Genomic DNA, 18823 nt, shown 5'->3' with positions numbered 1-18823 from the left:
TAAAGCGAGATCGAGATGGAGCTGATGCGTGCTGGCCCTCGCCAGGGTACGGACCCGCGTGGTCCCCGGCACCGGCCGGATCCCGATCATCCCCTGATCGTCACGAGTGAGTCCGGAGCAGGCGCGGCTCGACACCTCGGGACCTCCCCCTCATCAGCCCCGTGGTGTCGTCCCAGCGCGGAATTCGGAGTGGACAACCATCCGCGCAACCGCGCGGCTCCACAGGTCTCCTCGTGATAAACCGCCCCCGAATCGGCGCCGGCACGGCGATTCGGGGGCGGGCCCGCACTACGGCCGGTAGTTCCGGCGAGCCGGGCGCGAACCTTCCGCTGTGCCGAATCTCATACGCGCCGTTCGGTTGCTCGAACACCGAGACTGGATACTTTGACGCCGGTTACAGTTTCAAGTGGGTTCGGCGTTAGGAAGCTCGATGAAGTCCACAGCGCAGCGGCTGGCTCTGATCGGTGTCATGGTCGCGACCAGCATCGGACTCGTCGCCTGCTCCACCACCAAGCCCGGTGAATCGACAGCGACACAGTGCGGCGCCGACGGACGGGCCTGCGCCGACGCGCCCGCCGCGATCCCAGGACGCGACGCCCTCGCCCTTTTGAACTCCCTGCGCGTCGCGGATCGCGCACCCAGAACCGGTTACAGCCGTGACGAATTCGGGCCACCGTGGTCGGACAACGTCTCGGTGCCCGGCGGCAACAACGGCTGCGACACCCGCAACGACATCTTGCAACGCGACCTGACCGACGTGACCTTCAAGTCGGGCAAGTGCATCGTCGCGACCGGGACCCTCGCCGACCCCTACACCGGCAAGGTCATCAACTTCAAACGCGGCACGAAGTCCTCCGACGACGTGCAGATCGATCACGTCATCGCGCTCTCGGACGCCTGGCAGAAAGGCGCACAGAAGCTTTCCGCCGAACGCCGCCGCGACCTGGCCAACGATCCACTGAACCTGCAAGCCGTGGACGGCCCCACCAACCAGTCCAAGAGCGACTCCGACGCGGCCGAATGGCTGCCGCCCAGCAAGGGCTATCACTGCGCCTACGTGACCAGGCAGGTCCAGGTGAAGGCGGCATATCAGCTCTGGGTCACCCCCGCCGAGAAGGACGCCATGACCCGGATCCTGACTGCCTGTCCCTGAACTCGCGCGGCGCGGCGGCCGACCGTCCGCACTCCGCGACCAAGCGGGTGGACAACGGCATTCATCATGCGACGCCGATGTACTGGTGGTCCCATCGGATCCGGCCGTCGTCGTCGAGCGCGATGACGTCGTACCCGCCGCCCACGACAGCTCCGCCCGCCTTGGTCACCATGTGCCAGGTAATGCCGATCAGATCCACCGAAAGGCGCACCGCAGGCCCGTCCGCGGTGAACACGTGCTCGCCAGGGGCGACGAACTCGTCGTACGCGCGATCGACGCGACGGTCCAGCGCTTCGTAGCCGCGGATCTCCACGGTGGGCACCGGGAAGGCCAACGCGGCCAACGCCTCCCGCATCGCCTGCGGCGGGTCCACCAGCACTTGGGCGCCGTCCTCGGACCACAATCGCCTGATCTGCCGACGCCTGGCCTCGACGTCGGGTTCGTTCCACAGCGCGACGTACCGTTCGGCGAATCGCGACAGTTCCTGCTCATCGAGTTGCTTACTCATACGGCGAAGTTTCGCCGTGAACGGGCGGCTGAGCGATTCCCCGCAGGGTATGGCCAGCGGCTGCCATCGGACCGATACTGCTGCTATGACGACGGCGGCCCAGTCCACCGGGTTCGCCCGGCAGCTCAAGCACTGGCGGACGCTGCGCCGGGTCAGCCAGCTCGACCTCGCGATCCGCGCCGACACCACGCAGCGTCATCTGAGCTTTCTGGAGCAGGGCCGTTCGCGCCCCGGCCGCACCATGGTGGTGCGGCTGGCCGAATCACTCGACCTCTCCCTGCGCGAACGCAACGGATTGCTGCTCGCCGCGGGCTACGCGCCGATCTTTCCCGAATCGGAACTCGACACCGTGGAGCTGGCGCCGGTACTGGAGGCTTTGCGAGCCATCCTGGACGGTCATCTGCCCTACCCGGCGCTGGTCGTCCGGCCCTACGGCGTCCTGCTCGCCGCCAATGCCGCCTTCGACGTGCTCACCGAGGGCGCCGCCCCCTGGCTGCTGGAGCCTCCGGTGAACGTACTGCGGCTGGCGCTGCACCCCGATGGCCTCGCCGCTCGGGTACTCAACCTGCCGGAATGGGGCAGGCACGTCACCGAGGCGCTGCGCAACCGGATGGCCCGCAGTCCTGATCCCGCCCTCGACGAGCTGATCGACGAGCTGAAAACCTATCTGCCGCAGGCCGAACCGGGGCCGGACCATCTCGGTTTCGCGGTGCCCCTGCGCCTGCGCTGTGACGACGGCGAGTTGCGTCTGATCACCACGCTCACCTCGTTCGCCACCGCCGTCGACGTCACCCTCGCCGAGCTGCAACTGGAGGCGTTCCTGCCCGGCGACGAGCAGTCCGCGCGAATCCTGCGCGAGCGCGCGGCACGACGCTGAGCGCGACCGCCCTCACCACTGCGCCGCCGCCGCGATCAGCCGCTGCTGGACCAGCTCGACGTGCGGACCGGCCACCGGACCGGGACGGCGCACCAGGAAAGCGGTGTTGATCGGCGGGTCGTCCGGTTCCAGCAGCGCGACCAGCGTTCCCGAAGCCAGCGCGGCGGCACAGAGATAACGCGGCAGCACACTGACGCCCGCGCCCGCGGCGACCGTCGCGGCGACCGCGCGCAGATCGGCGACCACCACCGCCGCCTCGGCGGCGAGCCGGACACCGAAGACGTGCCGCCAGTACCGGCGCAGGATCGGCAGATCCGGGGCGTAGCTGACCAGCGGGATACCGGCCGGCGCGACCGGTCCCCCGGCCCGCGACAGCTTGCCGTCGAGCCGCGCGGCGACCTGCGGCGCGGCGACGAGCACGAATTCCTCATCGACCAGGGGTTCGGCGATCAACGCCCGGCCTCTCGGCCGAACCGTCGACACCACCAAGTCGAAATGCCCCGCGCGCAGCCCGCCGAGCAGGTCGTCGGACAGCCCCGCGCCGACCGCCAGCCGCACGCCCCGGGCGACCAGCGGCGCCAGCGCCGGAAGCGCCTGCACCGCGAGGAACTCGGCAGGCCCGGCCAGGCGCACGGCGGGCTGCGGCGTGGGCTCGGCGCGGCGGGCGGGACCGGCTACGGTGTCCAGCTCGTCCAGCGGTGCGGCGATCCGGGCCGCCAGCTCGGTCGCCGCCGCGGTCGGTGTCACGCCGCGCGGCAGGCGTTCGAACAGGCGGGCGCCGAGCCGCTTCTCCAAGGCCTGCAATTGGCCGGTCACCGTCGGCTGGGACAGCCCGACCAGCCGCGCCCCGGCCGTGATCGAACCGGCCCGGTGCACGGCCAGGAACGTGCGCAACTGGTTCAGATCGACATTTCCATCGGAATCCCTATCGGTCACCGGACAAGACTATTGCGCCGCCGATAGGACCGACGCGGCGATCCCGCCGGTCGGGCGGACCGGCGGGATCGTTCGGCAGGGCTCAGGCCGCCGCGAGGTCGCGATCGGCTGGCGCGTCCCAATCGATCCGGTAGCGCTGCTCGGGACCCATCGACTTCTCCGGTTTCATCACCGTCTTGGCCATGAGCGGCATGAGCAGCTGCATCATCTTGCGTCCCACCGGCCCCGGCGTCTTGCTGTGGTTGATCTTGGACGCCCGAGCCGCGATGCCCTCCACGCGGTCGCGGCGCAAGCGCTCATAGCAGGCGAACGCCTCCGCGGCGGGCAGATCGCGCAGGCAGCGGGCCAGCTGCACAGCGCTCTCGATCGCCAGCGACGCCCCTTGCCCAGAGCTGTTGGACGGGGCGTGCACCGCATCGCCGACCAGCACCATCCGCCCGCGATGCCAGTGCGGCACCGGCGGCATGATGTGCAGGGCGCCGACCACCTCCAACTCCTCTTCGGTGGTGCGACGAGCGAGTTCGCCGCCGGGAGTGTCGTCGCGGTAGGTCTCGCGCAGGATCTCCAGCCAGCGCGCGTTCGGCACCGCGCGTGCCGCGGTGAGCGACAGGTACTGCTTGTGCGGCAGATTCGCCCCCCACGCCACCCGCCCGTTCCCGACCGGCCAGTACAGGTAGTACGCCCGCTTGCCGAACGCGAAAGTCATAGTGTCGGGCGCCATCTCGGCGTCGCACTCGGTGATCGCGCCGAAACCGAGCATGCCGGTGTAGTCGGGGCCCGGCGCGTTCGGATCGATCAGGGTGCGCACGGCCGAGCGGATGCCGTCCGCGCCGACCAGCACGTCGGCGGTGGCCGTGCTGCCGTCGGCGAAGCGCGCGGTGACGCCGGACGCGTCCTCCTGCACGTCGACCAAGCGCTTGTCGTACTCGAACGGAACCCCCGCGGCGATCGCGTGCCGGTGCAGCGCTTGGTGCAGTTCGCTGCGGTCGACCAGTTGCAGCGGCGGCACGTCGGACAGGCCGGGCAGCGCCAGCACCTTGTCGCCGACGGCCAGGTTCATCTTCGTCACCGGCAGCGCGATCGCGCGGACGGGGTCGCCCGCACCGATGATGTCGAGTGCGGCGATGCCGTTGGGCGCCAGCGCGAGCCCGCTGCCGATGCCGTAGGACGGGCCGGGATATGCCTCGAAGACGCGGGCTTCGATGCCCGCCTTGCGCAGGGCCGTCGCGACGACGGGGCCGGCGATGCCGCCACCGATCACCAGGGCGGTACGTGTTGTGGACATGGGTGTCTCCAGGATTCGTGCGATTCGGGTTTCGGTTCCCCGAACCGACCCGCGCGCCACCCACCCGGTTATCCTGTGGTTGCCAGCCTTGTAGCCGGGTGCGCGTTCGCGGGCGCGGTTCGAGACTGTTCGATCGGGCCCGGCGGCGGTGTTGCCGCACCTCGCCGGGTCCGGTCTCGGCTAGTTCTCGGCCATCCCCCTCTCCACCAGCTCGGCGACCTCGGACTGCGGCATGCCGCGCTCGTGCCATTCCCGCCACTGCGCCATTCCGGGGAAGGCGCCCTCGGTCAGCTCCGCACGCAGCGAACGCGTCCACGCCGCCTCGGCTTCCAGCATGGCCAGCCCGAACTCGGACTCGATGATGAACAGGCGCGGCAGCGTGCCCGCCAGCTCGCCGAGTTCGCGGCGGACGGTCGCGATGGTCCGTTCCAGCGCTTCCAGGCGGGTGCCGAGCAGTTCGACCACCTCGCCGGGCGGGAGCACCGCGAGCATGGACAGACCCGCGACGAACCGATGCGGTTCCGGTTCCGGAGTCGACAGCAGTTCCCTGGTCCAATCGGCCATCTCGGCGCGGCCCGCCTCGGTGATCCGGTAGATCACCCGCTCGGGCCGGGAGCCCGCCCGCTCACTGCCGACGACCTCGAGGAAGCCGACCTTGGCCATGTTCTGCACGACGGTGTAGAGCGATCCCCACTTGATCGCCATGTCCTGGTCCTTGCCCCGCTCGCGCAAGGTCTGCGCGATCTCGTACCGGTGCATCGGGCGCTCCACGATCACGGACAGCACCGCGAGCGCGAGCAGGTTGTCGACCTTGCGCTTCTTCATCGCGGCACCTCCTTACTCGTCTACGAATATACGCACACGAGTATTCGGCCGCAACCATTCAGGCGGGCACCGTTTCCTGCTCGCGCGCTTGGTCTTCCAGCAACTTCGTCGCGATGTTCGTCAGCGCCCGGTCCAGCAGCGCGCGGTCGGCGGGATCGGCTTCGTTCCAGTCGTCGAGTCTGCGGTCGAGCCAGCGCCGCCACGCCGCCTTGATCCGATCCATCTCGGCCGCGCCGGAATCGGTGAGCCGCAACCGGCCCCCGTCCCTGGTCAGATACCCCTCCGCGCCGACCTGGTCGTAGATCGGCTCGATCACCTCCTCGGGCAGCCGGTGCGCCCGCGCTATCGCGGCGAGCGTGGCGTCCCGCGCGACCCGCTCGCGCAAATACACCTGCCCGAGCGCCCACGCCTCGCCCCGCGTCAAATCGCTGTCCGCGTCGGCGAGGATGCGCGGTCCGATCGGGTCCTCGGCGCCCGCCTTGCGCATGGTTCCCGCGATCGCCCGCTCGAGTTGCACCACCCGGTCGGGCGAGTCGGGCACCGAGAACCCTTCGCCCACATCGCCCGCACCCGCCCGCGCGCTGTCGCGCAACGGCACCTCGGGCAGGAACCACGCGAGCGCGAAACCGGCGAGCGCGACCGGCACGACCCAGAAGAACACGTGACCGATGGAGTCGGCGTACGCATCGATGATCGGAGCCGACTGTTCGGCGGGCAGCGCGCGCAACGACTGCGGGTCCGCCGCGACGCCCGGCGGCACCACCCGCACGCGGGCCAGCGCCGTGGTCAGGTTCGGCTCGATCTCGTTGCTGTACAGCGTGCCGAAAATCGCCGTGCCGAAGGCGCTGCCCAGGGTGCGGAAGAACGTGACGCCGGAGGTGGCGGTGCCCAGTTGGGCGTAGGGCACGGTGTTCTGCACGACGATGGTGAGCACCTGCATGGCCAGGCCGATGCCGAGCCCCAGGACCAGCATGTACAGCGATTCCAGCCACGCGCCCGTGTTCCGGTCCATGGTCGACATCAGGTACAGCCCGAGCGCCATCACCAGCGTGCCCGCGATCGGGAAGTACCGATAACGCCCCGTCTTGCCGACCACCTGCCCGGACAGGATCGAGGTGGCGAACAGCCCGGCCACCAGCGGCAGGGTGCGCACGCCGGACATGGTGGCCGAGACCCCGTCGACGTACTGCAGGTAGGCGGGCAGGTAGGTCATCGAGCCGAGCATGGCGAAGCCGACGATGAAGCTGAGCAGGGAGCAGACCGTGAACACCCGGCTGCGGAACAGCCCCATCGGCAGCATCGGTTCCGCAGCCCGCAACTCCACCGCGACGAACGCGGCCAGCAGGATCACCGCCGCGGCGAACAATCCGACGATCGTCGGCGAGCCCCACGCGTACTGCTGCCCGCCCCACTCCAACCCGAGGATCAGGCAGGAGACGCCCAGCGCCACCAGACCGATGCCCGCGTAATCGATGATCGGCTTGGCCGCGGCCCGCACCCGCGGGATGGTGCGCGCCGCCAAGGCGATCATGATCACGGCGACCGGCACGTTGACGTAGAAGCACCAGCGCCAGCTGGCGTGGTCGGTGAACAGGCCGCCCAGCGTCGGGCCGATCACCGTGGTCACGCCGAACACCGCGCCCAGCGCGCCCTGGTACTTGCCGCGCTGCCGCAGCGGGATGATGTCGGCGATCAGCGCCATCGAGGTGACCATCAACCCGCCGGCGCCGAAACCCTGGACCCCGCGGGCGAGGATCAGCAGCAGCATGCCGTTCGCCAAGCCGGCGACCATCGAGCCGACGATGAAGATCACCGCGCTGACCTGGAAGACCGGTTTGCGCCCGAACAGGTCACCGAGCTTGCCCGCCAGCGCTGTCGCCACCGCCTCGGCCAGCAGGTACGACGTGACCACCCAGGCCATGTGCCCCGCCCCGCCGAGGTCGGCGACGATGGTCGGCAGCGCGGTGGACACGATGGTCTGGTCCAGCGCCGCCATCAACATGCCGAGCACGATGGTGCCGAACACGACGTTGGTCTTGGCCCTGCCCATCGGGGCTACCGGGTCCGCGGCGACAGCAACCGAACCGGCCATCAGCCCAGTATGGGACTTCGCCGCTTCGATGAACATCCAGCGACGCGGCAGCGAATCAGCTGAGCAGGCCCTCCAGCGCCTTGGCCCGCGCGGGCTGCCGCAGTTTCGCCATACCTTTGGCCTCGATCTGGCGGGCCCGCTCGCGAGACACCCCGTAGACCTTGCCGACCTCCTCGAGCGTCTTCGGCTGCGCGCCGCCCAACCCGAAGCGGGACGCGATGACCGCCGCCTCCCGCTCGGTCAACGCGCCGAGGGCCCGGTTCAGCTGATCGCGCACTTCCGACTCGGCCGCCGACTCGGCCGGATCCGGCCCGGTGTCGGCGATCAGTTCGCCGAACTCGGTGGCATCGTCGCCGACCGGCGTGTGCAGCGACACCGGGTCGCGAGCGAGGTCGAGCAGTTCGCGCACCTTTTCCGGCGACAGTTCCAACTCCGCGGCGAGTTCCGCGACCGTGGCCGCGCGACCCTGCCGCTGGGCGAGCGCCCGCTGCGTCCGGCTCAGCCGGTTGAGCACCTCCACCACGTGCACCGGAACGCGGATGGTGCGGCTCTGGTCGGCCAGCGCTCGGCCGATCGCCTGCTTGATCCACCAGGTGGCGTAGGTGGAGAACTTCAATCCGCGCCGATGGTCGAACTTCTCCACCGCGCGCATCATGCCCAGCGTGCCTTCCTGGACCAGGTCCAGCAGCGACATACCAGTCGGCGTGGGATACCGCTTGGCGATCGAGACGACCAGGCGCAAATTGGCCTCGACCATACGGTCCCTGGCGCGCGAGCCGTCCGCGATCCGGCGGCGCAGTTCCCGACGCTCGCGCACGTCGAGTTCGGCGGCCGCGTCGGCATCGCCGAGGCGGAGCGCGGCGTGCTCGCCCGCCTCCATCCGCTCGCCGAGTTCGACCTCCTGCGCGGCGGTGAGCAGCGGCGTCCGTCCGATGAGCCGCAGATAGTCCTTGATCGGGTCGTCGCTGACGGTGCCGCTGAAGCGGAGGGGGCGGGTGCACAGTTCGGTCACTGAACGTCCTTCCTGGCGGATCGAACCGGTCGGCGGCATGCGAGAACACGTCGCCGACCGGCGGGGTCGGAGCGGCTAGCGGTCAGCCACGCCCCGGAATACGCAGCGGACGCTGCGGCTTGGCGCGATAACCCTCCGCGCCCCGGAGCGGTGCGACACCCTGTCGTTCGCGGCGCCGCGGGCTCGGATACGAGCGCGCGGGCGGCGCGGTGCGTACGCCGCCGGCGATCCGAGCAGCGCCGGTCGCGCCGTCGCCTTCGGCGAGGAGCAGGCGGATCGCGGTTTCGACGAAGGCGGGCGCGGTGGTCTTGTCGGCCATGACGGCTGGTCCCTTTCGGTCGGTGCTGGAGCTGATGTGAGCCGAGGTCGCTTCGACGAGTCCGTGGTGCATGGTGCGTCCCTTCGTTCCGATGACGAGAACAAACTTAGAACGAACATAAAAATATGTCAAGGCGATTTTTAGGTCGATTTCAGCTAGAGTGGCGGTATGATCACGCCGGACCTCGGGCTTCGCGCCAGAAAAAAGCAACAGACCAGGGACAACATCTCCCATCACGCGACCTTGCTGTTCCTCGAGCACGGCTTCGACAAAGTCACGATCGCCGACGTCGCCGCCGCGGCGCAGGTCGCCAAGATGACGGTCACCAATTACTTCCCGCGTAAAGAGGATCTCGCGCTCGACCTGCACGAAGTGTTCGTCGACCAGCTCGCTCGCGTGGTGCGCGAGCGCGCGTCCGGCGAGTCCGCGAGCGCGGCGCTACGGCGGGACTATCTGGCCGCCGTGGCCCGGCACGATCCGGTGGTCGGCTTCTCCGGACCCGAGTTCGCCCGCATGATCACCGACAGCCCCGCGCTGGTGGCCCGGTTGCGCGAGTTCCACGACGAGCGCGAACGAGCACTGGCCGCCGCCCTCGCCGCGGAGACGAGCACCACCGGCGCCGATATCACGCCTCGCGTGGCGGCCGCACTGCTCGGCGGCGTCCATCGCGTGCTGTTCGACGAGACCCTGCGGCGCACGTTGGACGGCGAATCCGACGAAGACATCGCCGCCGCCCTCACGGAGTACATCGGCGTCGCGTTCGACACGCTGGAGCGGGCGATCGGCGATTACGCCGTGCGCGGCTAGCCCTGCCGCGGCCGGTCGATCAGCGACAGCGCGATCGGGACGAGCAGATCGACGAGTTCGGCCACGGTGGGCCGGGGATCGGCCAGCACCCACTCGTGCGCGAGCCCGTTGATCGCGCCGATCAAAGCGCTCGCGCCCCATCCGGGCGCGCCCCGCACTCGCGAACCGGGCGCGACCACCGGCACCACGTGCGACTCCAGCACGGCCGCCCAGGCGTGGCGGCGCTCGCGACGGTGCCGCTCCATCGGATCGCTCACCCCGACCACCTCGATGAAGGCGACCTTCGCGCGGTACGGATCGGAGCCGATCGATTCGAGGTAGGCCGTCACCACGGCGGTCATCGCGGCGGGCAGGTCGAAGCGGGGATCGAGATCCCCGAGCCGGGCCAGCACGGCGGCGGCGGCCTCGTCCTGAATGCGGTCATAGGCCGCGACCAGCACGTCCTCCCTGGTGTGGAACTCCTCGTAGAACTGCCGCTTGGACAAGCCCGCGGCGGCGCACACGTCGGCCAGCGAGCAGTTGGCGTAGCCGCGCTCGGCGAAGATCCGGGTGGCCGCGTCGAGGAACCGCTGACGCCGCTCGGCTTTCCGCTCCACGACGGCACGCCCGCCGTATTGCCTGCCCACTGTCGCCGTCACATCTCTCACCGTAGCGAAATCGCGGCGACCACGAAGTATCGCGCGACCCGATGCCCGGGCGACATCCCACTTGGCAGGTGTGGGGCGAGACGGTGGGCACCGTGCTCGCGGCCGCCTTCAGCAACCCATCGGCAGCGGCCGCTAGCGCCACGCACACCAAAGCTCGTGTCGCGGCGGTAATCCGCGACACGAACTCTTGCGTCTGAGACGATCGATGCATATCGCCGTTCGAAGCTTCCCCCGTAACTTACTCCAGAGTAAGGTTGAGCCATGGCATGGAAACCTAGCGAAATCCCGGACCAGACGGGACGCACCTTCGTCATCACCGGCGCGAACGGCGGCCTGGGCGCCGTGGCGACGAAAGTCCTGGCGGCCAAGGGCGCGACCGTGATCATGGCGTGCCGCAATCCGGTCAAGGCGAAGGAGGTGGCCGGCGGCATCGACGGCGACGTCCGGGTCGCCGAGCTGGATCTGGCCGATCTGGCCTCGGTGCGCAGATTCGCCGAGGACAGCGGCGAATTCGACGTCCTGGTCAACAACGCGGGTCTGATGAACCTCCCCTTCTCGCGGACCAAGGACGGATTCGAAACGCAATGGGGAGTCAATCACCTCGGACACTTCGCGCTCACCGGCCTGCTGCTGGACCGGATCACCGACCGGGTGGTCACACTGTCCAGCATCGCGCACAAGCAGACCCCGAAGCTGTGGATCGACGACCTCGACTACGAGAACCGTCGCTACCAGCGCAATCTCGCGTACGCGCAGTCCAAGTTGTGCAATCTGATGTTCGCTCGCGAACTCCAGCGCAGGCTCTCCGAATCCGGCTCCGCCAAGCGCTCTTACGGCGTGCACCCGGGTGTCTCGGCCACCGATCTCTTCGCGCACACCGAGACCCCGCTCGACTACATCGCGAAGCCGTTCATCCGCCTCATCGGACACTCGCCCGCCAAGGCCGCGCACTCGACGCTGTTCGCCGCGACCATGCCCGACGCCGACCCCGAGGTCTACTGGGGACCGACGTGGTTGTTCGGTACGCAGGGACCGGTCCGGGCCGCGTCGTCAACCCGCCTGTCCCAGAACAGGGACCTGTGGCAGCGACTGTGGGCCGAGTCCGAGCGCAAGACCGGCGTCACCTACTCGTTCTGAGCCGAACGGGCCACGACGCGGCAACCGGGCCTGCCGCTGTCCGGGGCGGGCCGCTCATCCACGCGACCGGGGGCCGCTGGTTCGCAGCGGGTCATCCGTGCTGAGCGGCCCAGGTGCTGCCGGAACAGGCACGTCACCTGGAGCGCGCCCGACCACTCGTCCGCTGAGTACTTCCCTACCGGCAAGCCGTCCCCAGGGTGGCCGGAGCCGGAGCACGCAGCTGTCGAGCGGCCGGTTGACATGGCGATACCTGCTGCGGCGATCGCGCTGAAACGCGCGCATCGCCCCCTCGCCCCACCGATCCTTGCCTCGGGCCGGACAATGCCGCGATGACCGTGGTCACAGCGCGCCCAGCACGGCACACCTTGCTCTACGGCCCGCGTAGTAGAACGGGTACCGTAGTAGCCGTGTCCGCCTCACCCCGCCGCTCGGCACACAATCGCCCGGCCCTCATCGCGCTGGTGATCGTCGCCGCGCTGGGCTGCCTGGTGCTGGCCTGGTGGCAGTGGGAACGGTACGAGTCCGCCACGGGCACCGGCCAGAACCTCGGGTACGCGCTGCAATGGCCGCTGTTCGCGGCGTTCGCCGTCTTCGCTTACTTCCGGTTCGTCCGGCTCGAGCGCGCGGCGGCCGAAGAGCAAGAGTCCGCCGACGCCCCCCGGCGCGCTTCCGCCCCGGCCGGGCGCGCAGCGAAACCGGTCGCCGCCACCGAACTTCCGCCGGGCCTGCTGCCCGAGCGGCCCAAGGCCGTCCCCGACGAAGACCCCGTGCTCGCCGAGTACAACCGGTACCTCGCCGCGCTGCACGCCGACGACATCGATGAGCAGGTCAGATCGACAGACCCGCACACCCGCGAGAGGAGCGCCGGTTGACCACCAGCGAGAATTCCACCGAGACCACCGCCGCACAGGCCCCGGCGGGAAACGCCGCCAAGATCCGCCCGGCCCTGCTGCGCTACCGGGCCCTGGCCTGGATCACCGGTCTCTGGCTGCTGCTGCTCACCGGTGAGATGATCGCCAAGTACGGCTTCGGCGTGCACACCCCCAGCTGGATCGCCGTGGTGCACGGCTGGGTGTACTTCGTGTACCTGCTGGTCACCGCCGACCTCGCGGTCAAGGTCCGCTGGCCGGTCCTGCGCACCGTCGGCACCCTGCTGGCGGGCACCATCCCGCTGCTGTCGTTCTTCGTCGAGCACGTCAACGCCAAACAGGTCAAGCAGACCTTCGGCGTCTGACCCGGCGCAGCGCCGTCCGCGTCAGCCTTCGGCGAGCGCCGCCAGCGCGGGCGTCAACTGGGCCAGCGCCCGCCCGCGATGCGACACCGCGTCCTTCTCAGCGGGCGTCAACTGTGCCGCGGTGACCTCGCCGCCGGCCGGGACGAACAGCGGGTCGTAGCCGAAACCGCCGTCGCCGACCGGCTTGCGCCCGATCGTGCCGGGCCATTCGCCGCGCACCACCGTCTCCACACCGCCGGGCGCCACCAGCGCGCAGGTCGACACGAACCGCCCACCACGGCGCTCGTCCGGCACGTCGGCCAGCTGCGCCAGCAGCAGCGCGTTGTTGGCCGCGTCGTCGCCGTGCCTGCCCGACCAGCGCGCCGACAGCACGCCGGGCATGCCGTTCAACGCGTCCACCTCGAGGCCGGAATCGTCAGCGACGCACGCCAATCCGGTGGCCGCGGCCCCGTCGCGGGCCTTGGCCAGCGCGTTGGCCTCGAATGTCGCGCCGGTCTCGGGCGCCTCGTCGTAGGCGGGAACGTCGTCCAGCCCCACGATCTCGATACCGGCGATGCCCGCCTCATCGAGAATGCGGCGCAGCTCGTTCAGTTTCTTGGCGTTGCGGCTGGCGACCAGCAGACGGCGGGTCATCACTTCCTCTTCGCTTCGGTCTGCTCCGGAAGCCCGCCGGGATACGGCAGCGCCAACGCCTCCTTCTGCACGACGAACAACTGCTCACAACCCGCGAGCGCGGCGTCGAGCAGCTTGTCCAGCGTGGAGCGCGGGAACGTGGCGCCCTCACCGGTGCCCTGGATCTCCACCAGCGTTCCGGTGTCGGTCGCGACCACGTTCATGTCCACCTCGGCACGCGAATCCTCCTCGTACGGCAGATCCAAGCGCACCCGCCCGTCGACCACGCCGACGCTCACCGCCGCGATCGCGCACGAAATCGGCTGCGGGTCGGCCAGCGCGCCCGCCGCGCCGAGGTAGGTCACCGCATCCGCCAGCGCCACGTAGGCGCCGGTGATGGCGGCCGTCCTGGTGCCGCCGTCGGCCTGGAGCACATCGCAGTCGATCGCGATGGTGTTCTCGCCGATCGCGGCCAGATCGATGCAGGCGCGTAGCGAACGGCCGACCAGGCGGCTGATCTCCTGGGTCCGCCCGCCGACCCGGCCCTTCACCGACTCCCGCCCGCTGCGGGTGTGCGTCGCGGCGGGCAGCATCGCGTATTCCGCGGTGAGCCAGCCCAATCCGGAGTCACGCCGCCACGGAGGCACCCCCTCGGTGACGCTCGCGGTGCACATCACCCGCGTCTGACCGAACTCCACCAGCACCGAACCGGCTGGATGCGTGGTGAATCCACGGGTGATCCGGACCTCGCGGAGCTCATCGTCCGCCCTGCCATCGGCTCGTCTCGACACGGCCACAGCCTACTGGGTTGGATTTGCCGTGCCTTCGGCACGGCGCGTTCGCGGCTGTGTAGTTTTTCCAGCGCCTGCGGCGCTGGGTGTTCGCGGCCCCTTGGTGGCTCGCGTCCGAGCGGCCGCCGCTGGCGACTGCGTCGCGGACGCGGCGGCCGCTCGGACGCGAGCCGGGCCGCGAACGGGCAATGCTCGGTCTCGCTTCGCTCGAAAGACGTGGTTGGGGTGCGCTGGGCGCGTCACAGGGGATTGCTACGTCCCACCGTACGGGGGTCCTGCGGACGGCTTCCGCAAGCGTTCGGCTCAGCGGTAGCCGCCCGGACACGAGCCCGGCCGCGAACAGCGGACGCTCGGTCTCGCTTCGCTCGAAAGGCGTGGTCGCGGTGCACTGAGCGCGTCAGAGAGGTCGCTTGCCTCTCACCGTACGGGGTTCTAGGACGGATTCCGTAAGCGTTTCGGCGTAGCGGCCACCGCTGGCGACTACACGGCGGATGCTCGGACGCGAGCCGGGCCGCGAACGGGTAATGCTCGGTCTCGCTTCGCTCGAAAGACGTGGTCGGGCCGGTGCTGTTGCGTCCAGCGAATCTTGCTCCACAGCGCCGGCCGGGGACGACACGCCGTTTGTACAGGGACAACCCAACTTCTGCGCTCACACCGTCGGACCGCCACAACGGGATAGGTCTTGCCTCGAGACCGCGCCGAGAACGAAGGCCGCTTGGACGCTCGAGGTCGCCGACATTCGGGCGACGGCACTTGGGGGCTCGGACCGACGTCCGCCGCTGGTGGATGGCCGACCAGCCCGGGCTTCAGGGGCCGAAGTGCCGAGGCACCGCGTTTACCTTCGGACGTCGGATCGCCCGCACGGGTTGCACGGCGGTGCACCGGGGCGGATTCGGTCAGAGGTCGAAGGACTCGCCGGGGGCCACTGCGTGTACGGGGCCGGCGAACTGTGCTTTGGCCTCGGCGATCACGTCCTCGCGGGAGGTCCACGGGGGAATGTGGGTGAGCAGCAATTCCTTCACGCCGGCCTCGGCGGCGATCTGGCCCGCCTCGGTGCCCGAAAGGTGGATGCCGGGCGGCCGATTCGCCGGGTCGTGAGTCCAGGACGCCTCCGCCATCAGGACGTCGGCGCCCTGCGCGAGTTCGTGCACCTGGGAGCAGAGCGCGGTGTCGCCGGTGTAGACGAAGGTGCGTCCGGCCGCGGTGACGATGCGCAGACCATAGGACTCCGGCGGGTGGTACATGCGGCGGGCGGTGACGGTGTGGCCCGGCCCGAACGGGATCGGCTCGCCTTCCACCCAAGGCCGCATGTCGATCACGTCGGACCAGTCGTCGCATTCGCCGCCGACTTCGGCGGAGGCGTTGCCGATGCGCAGCGAGGTGTCCGACGGGCCGCGCACGATCGCCTTCCCCTCCGGCGGGGTGGGGTGGTAGCGGCGCCACACCAACAGGCCGGGCAGGTCCAGGCAGTGGTCGGCGTGCAGGTGGGTCAGGAAGATGTCGACCTCACCGGGATCGGCGTGGCGCTGCAACGCGCCGAGCACTCCCGGACCGAAATCGATCACCGTCGGCCGCATGTCCGGGCCGGTCAGCAGGTAACCCGACGCGGGAGAGTCCGGGCCGGACACACTGCCCGAGCACCCGAGGACGGTAAGGCGCATTCCCCCATGCTGCCACGCGGAATTCTCACTCAAGAAAGGATCCCCCACATTCTCCGGCGGGCCGCGCGCTCACCGCGGAGCCGCGCCCGTTCCCGGACGGTCCCCGCGGCGGTTTCGTCGTGCATCTCCAGAGAGTACCCAGCCGGCCAGCAATCCACTCAACGCGCCGAATAGATGCCCCTGCCAAGAGATTCCGGGCTGCCCGGGGAGCACGCCCCACAGCAGTGATCCGTAGAGGGCGAGCACCACGAGACCGAGCGCGATCTGCCCGACGTTACGGGCGAACCAGCCACGCGAGATGAGGAAGGTCAACCAGCCGAACACCAGCGACGACGCGCCCACATGCACACTGCCGGTAGCCCCGGTGAGCCAGACGCCGAGCCCGGCCAGCAGCCAGATGATCGCGGTCGCGGCCAGCCCGCGCCGGATGCCCGCCAGCAGGACGAGGAAGCCGAGCACCAGCACCGGAAGCGTGTTGCCGATCAGGTGCGCCCAGTTGTCGTGCAGCAACGGGGCGAACAGGATGCCGGACAGGCCGTCGGCACGGCGTGGGTGGATGCCCGCGTACTCCAATTCCCCGTGGACGGCGGAGTCGACCCCTTCGACGCCGTAGAGCACTCCCACGAACGCCGCGATCAGTATCCCCGCGCGCAACCACAGTTGCTTCATCACGCCGAAGCCTCCGGCCGCCGGGAGCGCCGACGGCCCCGGCGCACCAGCTCGCGCACGGATCGCCGCAATCCGATCGGGGTCGAACGACGGCCCGAGTCCCGCGCCGGTCATGGCCACCTCCTCGCCGTGGCGGGGTCGTGGCCCCGCCTCACCGAGGGTACCGGCGCGGCCGGGGAATCAGGCCCAGAGCTGGCCGTCGAGCCGCTCCTCCGCCTCCTCGAGCGTGCCGTCGTACGCCCCGGTGGACAGGTACTTCCATCCGCCGTCGGCGACCACGAACGCGATGTCGGCGCGCGTGCCCGCTTTCACCGCCTTACGGGCCACGCCGAGCGCGGCGTGCAGGATGGCTCCGGTGGAGATGCCCGCGAAAATGCCTTCTTCGAGCACCAGTTCGCGGGTGCGCTTCACCGCGTCGTATGGGCCGACCGAGAAACGGGTGGTCAGCACGCTCTCGTCGTACAACTCGGGGATGAATCCCTCATCGATGTTGCGCAGGCCGTAGACCAGCTCGCCGTACCGCGGCTCGGCCGCTACGATCTCGATGCCGGGCACCTTCTCGCGCAGGAAACGACCGGTCCCCATCAGCGTGCCGGTGGTGCCGAGCCCGGCGACGAAGTGCGTGATCTCGGGCAGGTCGGCGAGGATCTCCGGGCCGGTGGTCTCGTAGTGCGCGGACGCGTTCGCCGGATTGCCGTACTGGTAGAGCATCACCCAGTCCGGGTTCTCCGCCGCGATCTGCTTGGCCAGCGCGACGGCCTGGTTGGAGCCGCCCGCCGCGGGGGAATCGATGATCCGCGCCCCGAACATGGTGAGCAGCTGCCGCCGCTCCACCGAGGTGTTCTCCGGCATCACACAGATCAGCCGGTACCCCTTGAGTTTCGCGGCCATGGCCAGCGAAATGCCGGTGTTCCCGCTGGTGGGCTCCAGGATCGTGCACCCTGGTCGCAGCAGCCCGTCGGCCTCGGCCTGCTCGATCATCCGCAGGGCGGGCCGATCCTTGATCGAGCCGGTCGGGTTGCGATCCTCCAGCTTGGCCCACAGCCGCACGTGATCGTCCCCGTCCCATCGGGGAGACAGGGTGCGCAGGCCGACGAGCGGGGTGTCGCCGAGGGTCGCGATCAGCGATTCGTAACGCGCCACGGAGGGGTCAGCCTCCGGCCACGGCGGGCAGGATCGTGACGCTGGCGTCCTGGGGCACCTCGGCCTGGAGTCCGCCCGCGAAGCGCACGTCCTCGTCGTCGACGTAGATGTTGACGTAGCGGTTCAGCTTGCCGTCCTTCAGCAGGCGCTCGGCGAGCCCGGGGTGGTTGGCCTCGAGATCGGCGATCAGCGCCGACAGCGTGGCGCCTTCGGCCTGGACGCGCTTCTCCCCTCCGGTGAGGCCCCGCATGATGGTCGGGATGGACACGGTTACCGGCATGAGTACTCCTCGGTTTCACGATCGGGCATCGGGTCTCAGTTCTCGTACGCGTCCACGATCCGCACCGGCTCCTCGGTGACCTCGCCGTCGACGATCCGGTAGCTGCGCAGCTCGTGCTGCTCGGGGTCACGGGTGGAGATCAGCACGTAGTGCGCGAACGGCTCGGAGGCGTACGACACGTCGGTCCGGCTCGGGTAGGCCTCGGTGGCGGTGTGCGAGTGGTAGATCACCACCGGTGTCTCGTCGGCGTCGTCCATCGCCCGCCACACCTTCAGCTGCTCGCCGGAGTCGAAACGGTAGAACGTCGGCGAACGCTCGGCGTTGACCATGGCGATGAAGCGCTCCGGACGGTCGGAGCCCTCCGGTCCCGCGATGACACCGCAGGCTTCGTCGGGGTGATCGGCGCGCGCGTGCGCCACCATCGCCTCCACGAGGTCGGCCCTGATCACCAGCACGAGTCGCACACCTTTCCACAACGCCGACCCATCGCAGTCGACAACGAGCCAGAATATTCGGGTATTCCCCCGGCGACGCCGCCCGGCCCCGATTCCGCCGCGCCCCCGAACGCCGACCACTCCCACGCACGAACCACGCCAGACCCGCGAACCCCACCTCAGCCGCTGGGAAACCAACCGGCTGGAACGCGTCCGAGCGGCCCCGTACGTCACGAAGGAAGTCGCCACCACCTACGCACCCCAACCCCAGGTTCCGAGGAATCGAGACCGAGAATCCGCCGTTTGCGGCCCACCCCAGGCGCGAGCGATCGCCACATCCGCACCAAAGGAAGCACCCGCCACCGATAACGGCGCACCCCAGTAGTGCGATCACCTCTAAC

The 18823-nt window shown here is 69.6% G+C and carries 21 protein-coding genes; 6 read left to right on the top strand and 15 right to left on the bottom strand.

The window, feature by feature from the left end:
• Positions 1–430 precede the first annotated feature (430 nt).
• Entirely contained in the window at positions 431–1153 is a 723-nt protein-coding gene (locus ON27_RS06590) for an HNH endonuclease family protein (protein ID WP_043720927.1), read from the top strand.
• Between the two features lie 64 nt (positions 1154–1217).
• On the opposite strand, the gene ON27_RS06585 is transcribed toward ON27_RS06590, so the two are convergent.
• Positions 1218–1661: a hypothetical protein gene (locus ON27_RS06585; protein ID WP_043720924.1), complete on the bottom strand. Its 444-nt coding sequence runs from the start codon at positions 1659–1661 to the stop codon at positions 1218–1220.
• An 85-nt stretch (positions 1662–1746) separates the two neighbouring features.
• Between ON27_RS06585 and ON27_RS06580 the strand changes: the two genes are divergently transcribed.
• Positions 1747–2538 carry a helix-turn-helix domain-containing protein gene (locus ON27_RS06580; protein WP_043720919.1) on the top strand — a complete coding sequence of 264 codons (792 nt, stop codon included), beginning with the start codon at positions 1747–1749 and terminating at the stop codon, positions 2536–2538.
• A 12-nt stretch (positions 2539–2550) separates the two neighbouring features.
• Here the strand turns inward: ON27_RS06580 and ON27_RS06575 are convergent, their stop codons facing one another.
• The 6 genes from ON27_RS06575 to ON27_RS06550 all read right to left on the bottom strand — a co-directional run bounded on the left by ON27_RS06575 (position 2551) and on the right by ON27_RS06550 (position 9007).
• The gene (locus ON27_RS06575; protein WP_043720916.1) at positions 2551–3474 is read right to left on the bottom strand and encodes a LysR family transcriptional regulator; all 924 of its coding nucleotides are present in this window, start codon (positions 3472–3474) and stop codon (positions 2551–2553) included.
• A gap of 82 nt (positions 3475–3556) precedes the next feature.
• The gene (locus tag ON27_RS06570; RefSeq protein WP_043720913.1) at positions 3557–4759 is read right to left on the bottom strand and encodes an FAD-dependent oxidoreductase; all 1203 of its coding nucleotides are present in this window, start codon (positions 4757–4759) and stop codon (positions 3557–3559) included.
• Positions 4760–4939: 180 nt separating this feature from the next.
• Positions 4940–5584 carry a PadR family transcriptional regulator gene (locus tag ON27_RS06565; protein ID WP_043720909.1) on the bottom strand — a complete coding sequence of 215 codons (645 nt, stop codon included), beginning with the start codon at positions 5582–5584 and terminating at the stop codon, positions 4940–4942.
• Positions 5585–5642: 58 nt separating this feature from the next.
• The gene (locus tag ON27_RS06560) at positions 5643–7676 is read right to left on the bottom strand and encodes an MDR family MFS transporter (RefSeq protein ID WP_043720906.1); all 2034 of its coding nucleotides are present in this window, start codon (positions 7674–7676) and stop codon (positions 5643–5645) included.
• A 55-nt stretch (positions 7677–7731) separates the two neighbouring features.
• Positions 7732–8688: a sigma-70 family RNA polymerase sigma factor gene (locus ON27_RS06555; protein WP_051046272.1), complete on the bottom strand. Its 957-nt coding sequence runs from the start codon at positions 8686–8688 to the stop codon at positions 7732–7734.
• Between the two features lie 82 nt (positions 8689–8770).
• Positions 8771–9007, bottom strand: coding sequence for a hypothetical protein (locus tag ON27_RS06550; protein ID WP_157227101.1), 237 nt, complete (start codon positions 9005–9007; stop codon positions 8771–8773).
• A 168-nt stretch (positions 9008–9175) separates the two neighbouring features.
• On the opposite strand from ON27_RS06550, the gene ON27_RS06545 reads away from it, so the two are divergent.
• Complete coding sequence (locus tag ON27_RS06545; protein ID WP_043720899.1) at positions 9176–9814, top strand: TetR/AcrR family transcriptional regulator; 639 nt, start codon at positions 9176–9178, stop codon at positions 9812–9814.
• Here the strand turns inward: ON27_RS06545 and ON27_RS06540 are convergent.
• On the bottom strand, positions 9811–10452 hold the full coding sequence (locus ON27_RS06540; protein ID WP_043720897.1) for a TetR/AcrR family transcriptional regulator: 642 nt from the start codon (positions 10450–10452) through the stop codon (positions 9811–9813). The two genes, ON27_RS06545 and ON27_RS06540, sit on opposite strands and share 4 nt — an antisense overlap.
• A 270-nt stretch (positions 10453–10722) precedes the next feature.
• On the opposite strand from ON27_RS06540, the gene ON27_RS06535 reads away from it, so the two are divergent.
• From ON27_RS06535 to ON27_RS06525, 3 genes are all read left to right on the top strand, one after another.
• A complete protein-coding gene (locus tag ON27_RS06535; protein WP_043720893.1) occupies positions 10723–11598 on the top strand; it encodes an oxidoreductase in 876 nt (291 codons plus the stop codon).
• A gap of 407 nt (positions 11599–12005) precedes the next feature.
• Positions 12006–12470: a glucitol operon activator gene (locus tag ON27_RS06530; protein WP_043720890.1), complete on the top strand. Its 465-nt coding sequence runs from the start codon at positions 12006–12008 to the stop codon at positions 12468–12470.
• Complete coding sequence (locus ON27_RS06525) at positions 12467–12832, top strand: DUF3817 domain-containing protein (protein WP_043720886.1); 366 nt, start codon at positions 12467–12469, stop codon at positions 12830–12832. The genes ON27_RS06530 and ON27_RS06525 overlap by 4 nt, the downstream gene beginning before the upstream one ends.
• 21 nt (positions 12833–12853) lie before the next feature.
• Here ON27_RS06525 and rdgB read toward each other — a convergent pair whose 3' ends face one another.
• The 7 genes from rdgB to ON27_RS06490 form a co-directional block, all read right to left on the bottom strand.
• Complete coding sequence (gene rdgB / locus ON27_RS06520) at positions 12854–13465, bottom strand: RdgB/HAM1 family non-canonical purine NTP pyrophosphatase (RefSeq protein ID WP_043720882.1); 612 nt, start codon at positions 13463–13465, stop codon at positions 12854–12856.
• Positions 13465–14235, bottom strand: coding sequence for a ribonuclease PH (gene rph / locus ON27_RS06515; RefSeq protein WP_043721045.1), 771 nt, complete (start codon positions 14233–14235; stop codon positions 13465–13467). Before rph ends, rdgB begins: the two co-directional genes overlap by 1 nt.
• 896 nt (positions 14236–15131) lie before the next feature.
• Positions 15132–15896, bottom strand: a complete 765-nt coding sequence (locus ON27_RS06510; RefSeq protein ID WP_043720879.1) for a cyclic nucleotide-degrading phosphodiesterase — start codon at positions 15894–15896, stop codon at positions 15132–15134.
• A 69-nt stretch (positions 15897–15965) separates the two neighbouring features.
• Positions 15966–16679 carry a rhomboid family intramembrane serine protease gene (locus ON27_RS06505; protein WP_083887409.1) on the bottom strand — a complete coding sequence of 238 codons (714 nt, stop codon included), beginning with the start codon at positions 16677–16679 and terminating at the stop codon, positions 15966–15968.
• 66 nt (positions 16680–16745) lie between these two features.
• Positions 16746–17708, bottom strand: coding sequence for a PLP-dependent cysteine synthase family protein (locus tag ON27_RS06500; RefSeq protein WP_043720876.1), 963 nt, complete (start codon positions 17706–17708; stop codon positions 16746–16748).
• 7 nt (positions 17709–17715) lie between these two features.
• Positions 17716–17988, bottom strand: a complete 273-nt coding sequence (locus ON27_RS06495; RefSeq protein ID WP_043720872.1) for a MoaD/ThiS family protein — start codon at positions 17986–17988, stop codon at positions 17716–17718.
• Positions 17989–18023: 35 nt separating this feature from the next.
• Entirely contained in the window at positions 18024–18443 is a 420-nt protein-coding gene (locus tag ON27_RS06490) for a M67 family metallopeptidase (RefSeq protein ID WP_043688435.1), read from the bottom strand.
• Positions 18444–18823: the final 380 nt, after the last annotated feature.

Origin of the sequence: Nocardia asiatica NBRC 100129 (assembly GCF_000308415.1) — a bacterium.
GTDB classification, from domain to species: Bacteria; Actinomycetota; Actinomycetes; order Mycobacteriales; family Mycobacteriaceae; genus Nocardia; species Nocardia asiatica.
This window is presented reverse-complemented; position numbering and strand designations above follow the sequence as displayed.

Coding starts and splice junctions, on each gene's coding strand:
- ON27_RS06550 (WP_157227101.1), bottom strand. CDS start 9,007: ATGGCCGACAAGACCACCGCGCCCGCCTTCGTCGAAACCGCGATCCGC.
- ON27_RS06495 (WP_043720872.1), bottom strand. CDS start 17,988: ATGCCGGTAACCGTGTCCATCCCGACCATCATGCGGGGCCTCACCGGA.
- ON27_RS06565 (WP_043720909.1), bottom strand. CDS start 5,584: ATGAAGAAGCGCAAGGTCGACAACCTGCTCGCGCTCGCGGTGCTGTCC.
- ON27_RS06535 (WP_043720893.1), top strand. CDS start 10,723: ATGGCATGGAAACCTAGCGAAATCCCGGACCAGACGGGACGCACCTTC.
- rdgB (WP_043720882.1), bottom strand. CDS start 13,465: ATGACCCGCCGTCTGCTGGTCGCCAGCCGCAACGCCAAGAAACTGAAC.
- ON27_RS06585 (WP_043720924.1), bottom strand. CDS start 1,661: ATGAGTAAGCAACTCGATGAGCAGGAACTGTCGCGATTCGCCGAACGG.
- ON27_RS06560 (WP_043720906.1), bottom strand. CDS start 7,676: ATGGCCGGTTCGGTTGCTGTCGCCGCGGACCCGGTAGCCCCGATGGGC.
- ON27_RS06580 (WP_043720919.1), top strand. CDS start 1,747: ATGACGACGGCGGCCCAGTCCACCGGGTTCGCCCGGCAGCTCAAGCAC.
- ON27_RS06510 (WP_043720879.1), bottom strand. CDS start 15,896: ATGCGCCTTACCGTCCTCGGGTGCTCGGGCAGTGTGTCCGGCCCGGAC.
- ON27_RS06590 (WP_043720927.1), top strand. CDS start 431: ATGAAGTCCACAGCGCAGCGGCTGGCTCTGATCGGTGTCATGGTCGCG.
- ON27_RS06505 (WP_083887409.1), bottom strand. CDS start 16,679: ATGACCGGCGCGGGACTCGGGCCGTCGTTCGACCCCGATCGGATTGCG.
- ON27_RS06545 (WP_043720899.1), top strand. CDS start 9,176: ATGATCACGCCGGACCTCGGGCTTCGCGCCAGAAAAAAGCAACAGACC.
- ON27_RS06570 (WP_043720913.1), bottom strand. CDS start 4,759: ATGTCCACAACACGTACCGCCCTGGTGATCGGTGGCGGCATCGCCGGC.